We start from the raw sequence: 11845 nt of genomic DNA on the forward strand, positions 1-11845 counted from the left end.
ACCATGGCCTCCAATTCCCAACCTCGTCCCCTCCAACGCTGCCCGGCCTGTGGTAAGCCCATCCCAGCCTACCGGTACAAGTCTCCCTACTGTGACTACTGCGGTTGGCGAGCTGGGGCAAAGCCGATCCCTCGAGAAGGCGGATCTGGGGGCAAGAGAGTTGGAGCCCGGGGGAGTATTCAGAGCCTCAACCTACCCCCCCTGCTGCGGCCACTGCTGAACTTCAACTTTTACCTCTATCTGGGCTGGGGGATCAGCCCTCTGTTTCCCCTGGTGGTGGATCGGCCGCTGCTGGCCGAGTCCAACTATCTGCTGCTGATCCCGCTTCTATTGAGCTGGGGGCTGCTCTACCTGGCAGTGCGGGATCGGCCGCTACCCCAGGATCTGCGGCTGCCGCGTCTATTGCTGGATGTGGCATTTGTCCTGCTGCCTTTCTTTCAAAGAATTAACGTCTCCAAAGCCCCTAACCGACCCTACTGGAATGCCCTGCTCATCTGGGTCATCGGGATCCTACTGCTTGCTGCGGTGTGGCTGTGGAGCTTTAGCCTGCTTCTGACGGCATTGACACTGCTGTTGACCAGCTTCTGCACGCTGCTGTTCTAGCTACGTCCCGTGGGCATAGCGCTTCATCATCGATTAGCTCACAAGCCCAGAATACAACAAATGCTTGGCATAACCACACGTATTTTGGCCAAAGTCCAGGGCCGTTCGCGCTAACTTTGCCCCGGGAAACTACTAGTGGTACTTTCACAAGGCCTCGCCAAGGCTTTCCTAGGAAGGCTTGTCCAGTTTGCCCTTCCCCTTGCAAAGAGGGGGCAATTAGGATGAAGGGGGATCCCGTTGGGAGGAATCTCAGTCAAATGGCAGGTGAGGTTGCTGCGCCATGAAACCGACTTGGCAAACGGATGGAGAGACTTGGTTGCTTCTGCCTCCCCAACCCCGCGCCGTAATCCACTTTCTAGGCGGAGCGTTTGTGGGATCTGCGCCGCAGTTTTTCTACAGCCGTCTGTTGGAAGAATTGGCCCGCATGGGCATGGCCGTTGTAGCCACTGCCTACGCCACCGACCTCGATCACGCCCAAATAGCTTTCAAGGCAGCACGATCTCTCCATAGAAGCCTGCAGAGCAAAGGCTTGATGGACTTACCCCTCTTTGGCTTGGGCCACAGCCTTGGCGGTAAGCTGCAGATCCTCTCCTGCCTAGCCCTCCCTTCTTTGGGATCCCAGCGGCGCGGCAATATTTTTTTGGCCTACAGCAATGCCGGGTTGGAGCGGGCGCTGCCGCTGTTGCAGGTGTTGGTGCAAGCGTGGCCTCAACAGCAACTCAGCGATCTGTGGCGGATGTGGATGGGATCCTCGTCACCGCCGGTAAACCTGTGGTTGGAGTTTGAGCCCTCTCCGGCAGAGACCAATCGCCTCATTGAGGAGCGGTATCCGGTGAGAAACAACCTGCTTGTAGAGTTTCAGCAGGATGATATTGACGATATTCCACTGCTCTATCAGCAACTTTCTCGCAAGTACGGGGAGCACACCGAATGGCAGCGTCTAGAGGGGGATCACCTAACTCCTCTGGGCTTTAGCTATCCTTTCCTGGTTGGGCAAGAGTTTAGCCCTGTCGACGCTCTTGCACAGCTTCTCTACCAAAACTTGCTTGCCCCCAACTACCTCCTGATCCAGCGCATCAAAGCCTGGTTGTCAGCCCAACTGGCCTAGTCGAGCCAGCTGAGATCCGAGAGGAGATCTTGGGCATAGGAGGAAGAAGAGTGGGCTTGCAGGTAAAACAACAGGCGTAGGATGTCGCTCATCAGGAAGTAACAGGTCAAGAGGCCACCAGCAGCCGTAGCCACTAAGGTTCCCGCTAGCATGCGCGAGAACTCCTGCCGCTGGAAAGCCTGCTCCATCAGGCGCAGCGCCCAAAATCCCAGCAAGACAACAATAGCAAGGATGATCAACATATCGTAATCTATGCTGTAACTTAGTGTAACATCGCTGCTGCTTACCTGCCATGGGCAGGAGGCCAAGGGGTCCAAAGCCTCAGGAAGAAGCTAACCCTGCCTCAGCGGCCAGAGGGAAGGGAGCCAGCTTCCCGCTAATTAGCCAGTTGTCTCCCAAGGTCTGCAGTTGCGGCTTCAGCAGTTGCCAGCTCTGGTTGACCTCAGGGATCCCTTCCCCTTCTACGGGAGTTGGTGCGTTGGCCCCTCCCAGGATCTTGGGAGCGATGAAGGCGGCCACCTTCTGAATGGCCCCATCCTTGAGGGCTGCCCAGGCCAGGGTGCCGCCGCATTCCCAGAGGGCGCTTAGACAGCCTCGCTCAAAGAGAACCTGCGCTGCTCGAGCCGGGGTTACTCGATCCAGGTGCAGCAGCTCCACCCCTTGCTTGGCCAGGGCTCCCCAGAGGGGATGGGCCTCAGTGGCTTCGGTAATCACCAAAGTTGGCGCCTCCTCCACTTGCCACAGGTGGGCCACTGGGGGGAGGTTAAGGGAGCGGCTGAGAACCACCCGCAGAGGCTGGGATCCCTGAAAATCCGGCAGGCGGCAGGTGAGGCGGGGGTTGTCGTGCCAAACGGTTTGGGAGCCAACGATCACGGCGTCGTGCCAGGTCCGCTGGCGGTAAACCCACTCTCGTGCCAAGGGGTTGCTAATCCACTGGCTGTGGCCAGTGGTGGCCGCGCTCTTGCCGTCTAGGGTCATGGCGTATTTGAGCAGGCCAAAACACTGCTTTCGCACAATGGCGAAGGCAAAGCCTTCGTTGAGCTCCTGACATTCCTGCTCCAGCACCCCCACCGTCACCTCAACCCCTGCCTCCTGCAGGCGGCGGATCCCTTTGCCGGCCACCAGGGGATTGGGATCCTGCATTCCCACCACCACCCGCCGGATCCCGGCAGCCAGGATGGCCTCGGTACAGGGAGGGGTGCGCCCGTAGTGGTTGCAGGGCTCGAGGTTGACGTAGAGGGTAGCGCCCTTGGCCAGGGATCCCGCCTGTTGCAAAGCCAACACCTCGGCATGGGGCTGGCCGGCTCCCAGATGAACACCTTCCCCCACCACCTGATCCCCCCGGACAATAACGCAGGCTACCCGCGGGTTAGGGGAGGGGCGCTGTGGTGTCGAGCGGGCCAAGGAGAGGCAGCGTTCCATCCATTGCCGATCCGAGTTCATAAGGGGCCGGGATCAAGCTACAGTTGCTCTGGATTCTAGCCTTGCCATCTGGGGAACAAAAGCCGACCCGTTCCCTTCAAGTGCGCGACGGATCTGGGCGCTGTTGGCGACTTCACCCGCTGGCCCGTCCAGGAGCTGGAGGGCGTTTTTGGTAAGCTGGTTACGGCCTTGGCAGAAGGGATCCCATGGACAGCCTTCAACTTTGGCAGCGCTACTGCGATTGGCTCTACTACCATCCCGAGCTGGAAATTTTTGTGGATATCAGCCGCATCCGTTTTACCCCTGCCCAAGTGGAGGCCCTGCGGCCTCTCTTTGCCCGGGCTTTTGCTGAAATGCAGGCCTTAGAAGCCGGGGCCATTGCCAACCCGGACGAAGGTCGCCAGGTGGGCCACTATTGGCTGCGGGCGCCGGAGCTGGCTCCCACTGCCGAAATCCGGCAGGCAATTCAAGACTGCGTTGAACAGGTGGAGAGCTTTGCCAAAAAGATCCACGGCGGCGTGATCCCGGCAAGTGGAGGAGGGCGTTTCACCGAGCTGCTCTGGATTGGCATTGGCGGCTCGGCCCTGGGGCCGCAATTTGTGGCGGAGGCCTTGGCTCCCCTGCAGCCGCCCTTGAACATCCACTTCATCGACAATACGGATCCCGACGGGTTTGATCGGGTGCTGGGACAGCTAGCGGGCAAACTGGGACAGACCCTGGTGATTGTTGCCTCCAAATCCGGTAGCACGCCCGAGTCGCGCAACGGCTTGGTGGAGGTGGCGCTGGCTTACCAAAAGGCCGGGATCCCCTTTGCCAGCCAGGCAGTAGCCGTTACTGGTCCCGGCAGCCAATTGGAGCAGCAGGCGCAGCGGGAAGGGTGGCTGGCGGTCTTCCCCATCTTCGACTGGGTGGGGGGGCGCACGTCAGAAACTTCGGCAGTAGGCCTGTTGCCGGCAGCGTTGCAGGGGATCGACATCCGGGCTTTGCTGGCCGGGGCCGCCACCATGGACGAGGCCACCCGCGTACCCCAGCTGGAGCGCAACCCCGCTGCCCTCTTGGCCATGGCTTGGTACATCGTCGGCGAGGGGCGGGGGCGCAAGGATATGGTGGTTTTACCCTACAAAGACCGCCTGGCCCTGTTTAGCCGCTACCTGCAGCAGTTGGTGATGGAGTCCCTAGGCAAGTCCCACGACCTGCAGGGCAACTTGGTGGAGCAGGGCCTCACCGTCTACGGCCACAAGGGCACCACCGATCAGCACGCCTACGTGCAGCAGTTGCGGGAGGGCTTGAACAACTTCTTCGTCACCTTCATCGAGGTGCTCCAGGATCGCGAGCCCGGGATCCCTTCCCCCTTCGTAGAGCCACTGGTAACCAGCGGCGACTACCTGGATGGCCTACTGCAGGGCACCCGCCAGGCCCTCTACGAAAACGGGCGCGACTCCATCACGGTGACGCTGCCGCGGGTGGATGCCCGCTCCGTGGGGGCCCTGATTGCCCTCTACGAACGGGCAGTGGGCCTCTACGCCTCCTTGATCCAGGTCAACGCCTATCACCAGCCGGGGGTGGAAGCCGGCAAGAAAGCGGCTAGCGCCGTCCTGCAGCTCCAGCGTCAGGTGCTGGAGGTGATGCAAGAGCAAAAAGGATCCCTGACCCTAACTCAGTTGGCAGAAAAACTGGGCTGCCCGGAGCGCATCGAAACGCTGTACTGGATTGTGCGACATCTACATGCCAATGGCCGCGGTTTAGTGCTTGTGGGGGATCCTGGCCGACCCTTGGAGCTGAGCATCCAGCCGCGTCTGGCCTGAGGGTTTAGAAGAGGCAGCCTGAAGAAAGATCTGTATCTCACCTTAAACCCCTCCTGGGCAGCCGGTCTGTCTGCCTAGAATCAAGCAAAAGCCCACTGCAGGAGGAGACGATGGATCAACCTGCTGCCGTCCTGCCTTTGCAAGCCCCAAAAGACGTCTCCCTGGAGGAAATCGAGCAGGAGCTCAACAAAATCTGGTCCTCCAAGGAAGAGAGCGTTGCCGCCCGGGCCGCCACCTTTACCCTGGTGGTGTATGAGTCGCTAGACGATGCCCTGCTGCTGCCTTCCCCCACCGTCGAGGCCATTGCTAGCCAAAACCCCTGCCGCGTCATTGACCTGCGGGCCAAACGGGAGGGAGCCACAGACGACACCCTCGAGGCCCAGGTAGCTGCCTACTGTCCGGTGACGCGCGAACAGCGCAGCTCGCTAGTGTGTTGCGAATACATCACCCTGAAGGCACCGGAATCGGCTCTTGTGCGGGCTTGCAGCACCGTCGCCTCGCTGTTGATCCCCAACTTGCCCACCTTCCTGTGGTGGCAAGGCAACCTGGACTTGAACAGCTTGCTGTTTCAGAAGTTGGTGGCTCTAAGCAGCCGCGTCATCGTTGACTCGCGGGGCTTTGTCAATCCCGAGGAAGACTTGCAGGAGATGAATCTTCTCGTCAGCGAGGGACACCACTGCGGGGATCTCAACTGGCGCCGGCTGCTGCCCTGGCAGGAACTCACTGCCCAAGCCTTCGACCCGCCAGAGCGGCGGGAGTCTTTGTACTGGATAGATCAGGTAACCATTGACTACAAAGCCGGCAACCCCTGCCAGGCCCTCCTTTTCCTGAGCTGGCTGGCCAGCCGTCTGGGGTGGACGCCCACCGAGCGAGCGCAGAGCCGGGAACAGGACTATGAGATTGACCTCATCCGCTTCCAAACTCAAGCTGGAGGTGAGGTGAAGGCAGAGTTGGCCGCCGTACCCCTGGTCTCGGAGACTAGCCAGCCGGGGGACCTCATTGGGCTGCGCCTCACCTCGAGCAACCAGGAAGCCAACGCCTGCACCGTGCTTTGTTCGGAAACCACCGGCTGCATGCGCATGGAAGCCAGGGGAGGTGCCCAGAGATGCGTGGTTCGCCAGGTGGCACCCCTGGAGCAGGATTCCTTGGAAACGCTGCTGGCTGCCGAGTTGCAGCGGCCTGGCCCTGACTATCTTTACGAAGAAACCCTAGGCGTGGCGGCCCAGATCCTCAAGTTGAGCAAAAGCGCAGCAACGGGGTAGAGTCTTGAGCCTGCTTGAAGAAAATCGGTCTTGGGGAGACGGATCCCGTTTTATGTTCAAGCTCTACCCAACCCACCGCTTGGCCAACGAAAGCCTTGGCTGCTCAGGACGTCCCAAGAGACCTGCTCAAGAAATCCGGGCCGGCTGTTAGCGCAGGCCTAGGACAAAGGCCAGCACACTGTGGCCTACTAGTGCTTCCACTGCGATGCTAATGGCAAACCCCAGCATGGCCAGCCGCCCGTTCCAGCGCTCAGCTTGCTCCGTCCAGCCAATTTCCCATGCCGGTGGAGCTTCGCCCTCTTGCCCATACTGCGGCACGTAGGGTGGACGAACAGCACCCTCCCAGCCTGCAGGGCGCTTGGAGTTAAAGAACGCTATCGAACCCAGGGCAACGGCAGCCACTAGGCCTGTTACCATCACAGCAATGTAGGGGAGGAAGGGGTTGTCAAGCATTGCTGTCTAGTGTCGAAGTGCTAAGCCAACAAGCTGGCGGGAGAAGAACTGGGATCCTAGCGGCCCGCCGCCGCTTTCTCTAGCTTGCCTTGCCAGAGCTACCGCAGTCCCAGCCACTGGGCGAGGGTGCTGGCGAAAACACTGTGGCCCACTAGCGCCTCTGTGACGATGCTGATGACAAAACCCACCATAGCCAGGCGGCCATTCCAGCGCTCCGCCTGCTCCGTCCAGCCTGGGATCCAGTCGTTGGTGGTGTCGTAGTACTTAGCTACGGAAGCAGAATCCAGGCGAGAAGGGATCCGGGGAGAGGGTTGCATGGTTAATACCTCATAACCTTTCTCAAAGAAAATTAACACCAAATTACAGTTTGTGACAACTCTCTTCTGCCGGCAAGGGAGAGTTTTCGGGGTGGATCCTAGAGCGATGCCATACTGAGGGAGGTAGGCTTCTGCGCAGACTATGGCGGTATCCCCTCTTTCTTCCCCCAAGCTGGGCCAGGCTTTTGATGCCGCTGCCGACCTAGCTGCCCAGGTGCGGCCGGATTTTCCAATCCTGCAGCGCCAAATCAACGGCCAGCCGCTCATCTACTTCGACAATGCGGCCACTTCCCAGAAGCCGCTGGCGGTTTTGCAGGCCATGGATCTCTACTATCGGCACAGCAACGCCAACGTGCACCGGGGGGTGCATACCCTGGGCAACGAAGCCACTGAGGCCTATGAGGGGGCGCGGGAGAAGATTGCCCGCTTGGTCAATGCGCCCTCCCCGCAGGAGATCATCTACACCCGCAACGCCAGCGAGGCCATTAACCTAGTGGCCTACAGTTGGGGCATGAGCACCCTAGAGCGGGGAGACGAGATCATCCTGTCGGTGATGGAGCACCACAGCAATTTGATCCCGTGGCAATTCGTGGCTCAGAAGACGGGGGCCTGCCTTAGGTTTATCCAGATCACGCCCGAAGGCGAGCTGGATCTGGAGCACTACCGCTCTCTGCTGGGCAATCGCACCCGCCTAGTGGCGGTAGCTCACGTCTCCAACATGCTGGGATCCATCAACCCGGTTCGGGAGGTGATTGAGTTAGCCCATCGCTACGGGGCTAGGGTGTTGCTGGATGCCTGTCAGAGTGTGCCCCACATGCCCGTGGACGTGCAGGCCCTAGATTGCGATTGGCTGGCCTTTTCTGGGCACAAGATGTGCGGCCCCACTGGGATTGGGGTGCTCTACGGCAAGCGGGAGCTGCTGCGGGCCATGCCGCCCTTTTTGGGTGGGGGCGAGATGATTGCTGAGGTGTACTGGGATCACGCCACCTACGCCGATATCCCCCACAAGTTTGAGGCGGGCACGCCGGCCATTGCCCAAGCGGTGGGTTTGGGGGCAGCCGTAGACTACTTGAGCCAGATTGGGCTAGAGCGCGTGCATGCCCATGAGCAAAAGTTAACCGCTCGCCTCCTGGAGGGGCTCCAGCGCATTCCAGGCCTGAAGATCTATGGCCCCAAGGATCCGGCGCGCCGGGCAGGACTGGTCAGCTTTTCAGCGGAGGGCATCCACCCCCACGACCTGTCTACGCTGCTGGATGAGCAGGGGATCGCCATCCGAGCTGGCCACCACTGCACCCAGCCGCTGCACCGCCACTTGCAGGTGCAGTCAACAGCGCGGGCCAGCGTTTACCTCTACAACACCCTGGCCGAGGTGGATCGCTTCCTCGAGGTGCTGGCAGAGGCAGTGGCGTTTTTCAGGGAGGCCTTGGGCTAGATGCTCTACCGCCGCTTTGGACGCACCCAGCAGCTTATGTCGGCTTTTTCCCTGGGCAGCATGCGGCTGGTCAACGTGCCGCCGGAGCAGGCGCAGGCCACGGTGGCAGCGGCGCTGGAGGCAGGGATCAACCACCTGGAAACGGCGCAGGCCTACGGCCATGCAGAGGTGCTCTTGGGGGAGATCCTGCAGAAGCTGGCAGTGCCGCGGCAGCGCCTGATCCTGACCACCAAGCTTACGCCCGGCGAGAGGCTGCGGGAACGACTAGAGGGATCCCTGCGGCGGCTGCAGGTGGAGTATCTGGATCAGTTTGCCTTCCATGGCATCAACCTGCCCGAACACCTGGAGTGGGTACTGCGGGAAGGGTTGCCGCTGCTCAGGCAGGCGCAGCAGGAGGGGCTGGTGCGCTACATCGGCTTTTCCACCCATGGATCCCTGAAGCTAATCCTAGAGGCCATCCAGACCGGCCAGTTTGACTTTGTTAATTTGCACTACCACTTTTTCCAGCAGCGCAATGCACCGGCCCTAGAGGCGGCGGCCCAGCAGGATATGGGGGTGTTCATCATCTCCCCCGCCGACAAGGGGGGAATGCTCTACCGCCCACCCCAGCGCCTGCAGGAGAGCTGTGCGCCCTTTAGCCCCTTGGAGTTTGCCTACCGCTTTTTGCTGGCGGATCCCCGCATCCACACCCTCAGCCTAGGCATCACCCATCCTGACGAGTTACAAACAGCCCTGGTGGCCCTGCAGGATCCGGAGCGCTGGTGGACGGAGGGCCTAGCGGTGCAGGAGCGGCTGCGGCAGGTAGAGCAAGAACGCCTGGGGTCCAGCCGCTGTGCCCAGTGCTATGCCTGCCTACCCTGTCCAGAAGGGATCCACATCCCAGAGGTGCTGCGGCTGCGCAACTTGGCCATTGCCCACGAGATGACGGAGTTTGCCCAGTATCGCTACAACATGTTTGGCCAGGCGGGGCACTGGTTCCCGGGAGTACCTGCTGACCGCTGCACCGAGTGCGGCGACTGTCTGCCTCGCTGTCCCGAGCACCTGCCGATCCCGGACTTGTTGGCTGAAACCCACCGCCTTTTGCACCGCTCTCCCATTCGGCGGCTGTGGGAGTGAAGAAAATGGGCCACCTGCTGTCTGACCCCGGAAACTTGCCCCAGAGCCTCTCTGCCTCATTCTAAGATGGGGTCTGGTTCTTTCGAGGATCCCGGTGCATGTTGTTGGAGCTTACCCCAGAAGAGTGCGAGTCGGTGATCCCGCTAGTGCCTACGCGGCTCCAGTACGCCGCTTACTGGAGCGATGCCCTCAACAGCGTAGGCCGGATCATTACGGCGATTTTGGTGGGCGTAGCGCTGCTGGTGCTGTCTCGCGCTTTTGGCGAGGGATCCTTCCTGGGGGCAGTCTCCTTTCTGGCAGGGTTTCTCTCGTTGCTCTACCCCTTCCTGTGGGGGCCCCTCTACACCATCTCCCGCCGGCAGATGGCTTTTCGCGAGATCCCTTACGGAGGGCTCTTCTTTGGCCAGGTCTTGAGTACCCGCCGCTACGAGGTGGTGGTGGAAGAGCGGAAAAAGCTGGATGAGGACGGGGAGCTCTACATCGAGGAGGTGCGAGAGCGCCAGTTTGAGATGGAAATTGGCGATGAAACGGGGGTTACTTACCGCGTGCGGGCTAGGGATGATCCCCGCTACCGGCGAATTGTTAAGAAACAATCGGTGTTGGCGTTGGTGAAAGCCTATTCGCGCGATCTGCGGCGCCGGCCGACTTTGAGCGAAGTCTACGTGGTCAAGCTAGGGGAATGGGTAGGGGATGTTTCCTATTTGGATCGGGAGGCGTTTCTGCAGTTGGCCGATGAGCTGCTGGCGCTCGAGCTAGGCCCGGAGGCAAAAGCCTAAGCGATGTCGGAAGCTGGAATCACCCGCGCGGCTTGGATCGTGGCGGCCTTGGTGGCTTCGGCGGCTCTGGGGCCGTGGCTAGCTCTGCCTTTGGCTGGGATGGTGGCCTTGGGGATTGTCGAACAGGTGGCCTTTGGGGGGCGGCTGTCGGGGTTGCTGGGCGCGCTCCTGGATTGGGCTTCTCCAGCCTATCGGCAGCGGGTCATCCGCCACGAGGCGGGACACATTTTGGTGGCTCACCTGCTGGGGATCCCCTTGCGCGGCTACGTGCTCAGCCCTTGGCAAGCCTTCCGACGGGGGATCCCGGGCTACGGCGGAGTGGAGCTGGATCCGGCCCCCATGCACACCTGGGAAGCCCAGGGGGGCCTCTCCTGGGCAGATCTGGAGCGCTACGGCCTGTTTTGGATGGCAGGGGCTGCCGCAGAGTCTCTGCACTATGGCCAAGTGGTGGGAGATGAGGAGGATAGGCAACAGTTGGCTAAGCTCCTGTCAGGGATCCGGGCTGCCCCGCCTTTGGCCTCTGCTGCTCAAGTGAGGGTTCAAATGAACCGCTTCTTGCGCCAGAGCCGAGCGTTGTTGCAAGCCCACCCTGAAGCCTATGCCGTTGCCGTCCAGCACCTGGAGCGGGGCTCCCCCCTGCAAGACTGCCTAGCTGCTATAGCAGCCAGCTTGGAAGAGCGCCGCCAGCAAGCTCCTCCGCCCTCTTTTGGAACCGCTTGCTGATACACTCGAAATCGGGATTCCCCGTTGGGATCGTTGTGTCGCTTAGGGAGGATCTAGCTTGCGTCCCATCCTCATTGCGGGCAACTGGAAAATGCACAAAACCCAAGTGGAGGCCCGCCAGTTTCTCCGCGAGTTTGGCCCAGCCCTGCAAGCGTCGTCTTCAGGGGTGATGCCGCAGCGGCAGATCATCCTGTGCGTGCCCTTTACAGACCTGGCCGTGGTGGCAGAAGAAACGCGGGGATCCGGCATAGCTGTGGGATCGCAAAACCTGCATTGGGAGGATCAAGGGGCGTTTACGGGAGAGATCTCCGGCCCCATGCTGGTAGAGCTGGGGGTGCGCTACGTTATCGTTGGCCACAGCGAGCGACGGCAGTACTTTGGCGAAACGGATGAAACCGTCAACCGGCGCTTGGCGGCGGCCCAGCGGCATGGGCTCACCCCTATCCTCTGTGTGGGGGAAAGCTTGCAGCAGCGGGAACAGGGGCTAACCGAGTCTTGGATTGTGGGACAGTTGGATCGCGCCTTGACAGGGATCAATCTGCAAAACCTCGTGATTGCCTACGAGCCCATCTGGGCCATTGGCACGGGAAAAACCTGTGCAGCCGCTGAGGCCAACCGCGTCATTGGCCTTATTCGCCAGCATCTGGGCGCTGACCATCTACCCATCCTCTACGGTGGCTCGGTCAAAGCCAGCAATATCGACGAGCTGATGGCCCAGCCGCAGATTGATGGCGTACTGGTGGGGGGTGCTAGCCTCGATCCCCAAGAGTTTGCCCGCATTGTCAACTTCCAGGCCCTGACTCCTGCGGCAGCGGCTCCCTAGGCTCC

Annotated in this window: 13 protein-coding genes; 9 read left to right on the forward strand and 4 right to left on the reverse strand. The window is 60.8% G+C overall.

The annotated features are described in order from the left end of the window. The first annotated feature begins 3 nt into the window (after positions 1–3). Together NW833_RS06540 and NW833_RS06545 are read left to right on the forward strand one after the other, a co-directional pair. A complete protein-coding gene (locus NW833_RS06540) occupies positions 4–603 on the forward strand; it encodes a hypothetical protein (protein ID WP_414411931.1) in 600 nt (199 codons plus the stop codon). 280 nt (positions 604–883) lie between these two features. Further along, entirely contained in the window at positions 884–1711 is an 828-nt protein-coding gene (locus tag NW833_RS06545) for a DUF1350 family protein (protein ID WP_414411932.1), read from the forward strand. On the opposite strand, the gene NW833_RS06550 is transcribed toward NW833_RS06545, so the two are convergent. Together NW833_RS06550 and ribD are read right to left on the reverse strand one after the other, a co-directional pair. Beyond that, positions 1708–1953 carry a hypothetical protein gene (locus NW833_RS06550; RefSeq protein WP_414411933.1) on the reverse strand — a complete coding sequence of 82 codons (246 nt, stop codon included), beginning with the start codon at positions 1951–1953 and terminating at the stop codon, positions 1708–1710. The genes NW833_RS06545 and NW833_RS06550 overlap by 4 nt on opposite strands. A gap of 79 nt (positions 1954–2032) precedes the next feature. Further along, positions 2033–3154 (reverse strand): bifunctional diaminohydroxyphosphoribosylaminopyrimidine deaminase/5-amino-6-(5-phosphoribosylamino)uracil reductase RibD, encoded by a 1122-nt coding sequence (ribD, locus tag NW833_RS06555; RefSeq protein ID WP_414411934.1) that lies wholly within the window; start codon positions 3152–3154, stop codon positions 2033–2035. A 185-nt stretch (positions 3155–3339) separates the two neighbouring features. Here ribD and NW833_RS06560 point away from each other — a divergent pair, with 185 nt between their 5' ends. Together NW833_RS06560 and NW833_RS06565 are read left to right on the forward strand one after the other, a co-directional pair. Further along, the gene (locus NW833_RS06560; protein WP_414411935.1) at positions 3340–4938 is read left to right on the forward strand and encodes a glucose-6-phosphate isomerase; all 1599 of its coding nucleotides are present in this window, start codon (positions 3340–3342) and stop codon (positions 4936–4938) included. Positions 4939–5048: 110 nt separating this feature from the next. After that, positions 5049–6200, forward strand: a complete 1152-nt coding sequence (locus tag NW833_RS06565) for a glucose-6-phosphate dehydrogenase assembly protein OpcA (protein WP_414396050.1) — start codon at positions 5049–5051, stop codon at positions 6198–6200. A gap of 147 nt (positions 6201–6347) precedes the next feature. Here the strand turns inward: NW833_RS06565 and psb35 are convergent, their stop codons facing one another. Together psb35 and NW833_RS06575 are read right to left on the reverse strand one after the other, a co-directional pair. Continuing rightward, entirely contained in the window at positions 6348–6653 is a 306-nt protein-coding gene (gene psb35, locus NW833_RS06570; RefSeq protein WP_414396052.1) for a photosystem II assembly protein Psb35, read from the reverse strand. A 98-nt stretch (positions 6654–6751) separates the two neighbouring features. After that, a complete protein-coding gene (locus tag NW833_RS06575) occupies positions 6752–6970 on the reverse strand; it encodes a chlorophyll a/b-binding protein (RefSeq protein WP_414411936.1) in 219 nt (72 codons plus the stop codon). 142 nt (positions 6971–7112) lie between these two features. Here NW833_RS06575 and NW833_RS06580 point away from each other — a divergent pair, with 142 nt between their 5' ends. The 5 genes from NW833_RS06580 (at position 7113) to tpiA (ending at position 11840) form a co-directional block, all read left to right on the forward strand. Further along, positions 7113–8402 (forward strand): cysteine desulfurase, encoded by a 1290-nt coding sequence (locus NW833_RS06580; RefSeq protein ID WP_414405196.1) that lies wholly within the window; start codon positions 7113–7115, stop codon positions 8400–8402. Continuing rightward, complete coding sequence (locus tag NW833_RS06585) at positions 8403–9518, forward strand: aldo/keto reductase (protein WP_414411937.1); 1116 nt, start codon at positions 8403–8405, stop codon at positions 9516–9518. A gap of 98 nt (positions 9519–9616) precedes the next feature. After that, positions 9617–10294 carry a hypothetical protein gene (locus NW833_RS06590; RefSeq protein ID WP_414396060.1) on the forward strand — a complete coding sequence of 226 codons (678 nt, stop codon included), beginning with the start codon at positions 9617–9619 and terminating at the stop codon, positions 10292–10294. A gap of 3 nt (positions 10295–10297) precedes the next feature. Then, positions 10298–11017, forward strand: coding sequence for a hypothetical protein (locus NW833_RS06595; RefSeq protein WP_414396062.1), 720 nt, complete (start codon positions 10298–10300; stop codon positions 11015–11017). A gap of 58 nt (positions 11018–11075) precedes the next feature. Further along, a complete protein-coding gene (gene tpiA, locus NW833_RS06600; protein ID WP_414411938.1) occupies positions 11076–11840 on the forward strand; it encodes a triose-phosphate isomerase in 765 nt (254 codons plus the stop codon). Positions 11841–11845: the final 5 nt, after the last annotated feature.

It is taken from the genome of Synechococcus sp. O70.1, assembly GCF_047462215.1.
In the GTDB taxonomy this organism is placed as follows: domain Bacteria; phylum Cyanobacteriota; class Cyanobacteriia; order Thermostichales; family Thermostichaceae; genus Thermostichus.

What these genes read in the sequence shown, in the direction of transcription:
- NW833_RS06540 (WP_414411931.1), top strand. Translation starts at nt 4, where the DNA reads ATGGCCTCCAATTCCCAACCTCGTCCCCTCCAACGCTGCCCGGCCTGT.
- NW833_RS06545 (WP_414411932.1), top strand. Translation starts at nt 884, where the DNA reads ATGAAACCGACTTGGCAAACGGATGGAGAGACTTGGTTGCTTCTGCCT.
- NW833_RS06550 (WP_414411933.1), bottom strand. Translation starts at nt 1,953, where the DNA reads ATGTTGATCATCCTTGCTATTGTTGTCTTGCTGGGATTTTGGGCGCTG.
- ribD (WP_414411934.1), bottom strand. Translation starts at nt 3,154, where the DNA reads ATGAACTCGGATCGGCAATGGATGGAACGCTGCCTCTCCTTGGCCCGC.
- NW833_RS06560 (WP_414411935.1), top strand. Translation starts at nt 3,340, where the DNA reads ATGGACAGCCTTCAACTTTGGCAGCGCTACTGCGATTGGCTCTACTAC.
- NW833_RS06565 (WP_414396050.1), top strand. Translation starts at nt 5,049, where the DNA reads ATGGATCAACCTGCTGCCGTCCTGCCTTTGCAAGCCCCAAAAGACGTC.
- psb35 (WP_414396052.1), bottom strand. Translation starts at nt 6,653, where the DNA reads ATGCTTGACAACCCCTTCCTCCCCTACATTGCTGTGATGGTAACAGGC.
- NW833_RS06575 (WP_414411936.1), bottom strand. Translation starts at nt 6,970, where the DNA reads ATGCAACCCTCTCCCCGGATCCCTTCTCGCCTGGATTCTGCTTCCGTA.
- NW833_RS06580 (WP_414405196.1), top strand. Translation starts at nt 7,113, where the DNA reads ATGGCGGTATCCCCTCTTTCTTCCCCCAAGCTGGGCCAGGCTTTTGAT.
- NW833_RS06585 (WP_414411937.1), top strand. Translation starts at nt 8,403, where the DNA reads ATGCTCTACCGCCGCTTTGGACGCACCCAGCAGCTTATGTCGGCTTTT.
- NW833_RS06590 (WP_414396060.1), top strand. Translation starts at nt 9,617, where the DNA reads ATGTTGTTGGAGCTTACCCCAGAAGAGTGCGAGTCGGTGATCCCGCTA.
- NW833_RS06595 (WP_414396062.1), top strand. Translation starts at nt 10,298, where the DNA reads ATGTCGGAAGCTGGAATCACCCGCGCGGCTTGGATCGTGGCGGCCTTG.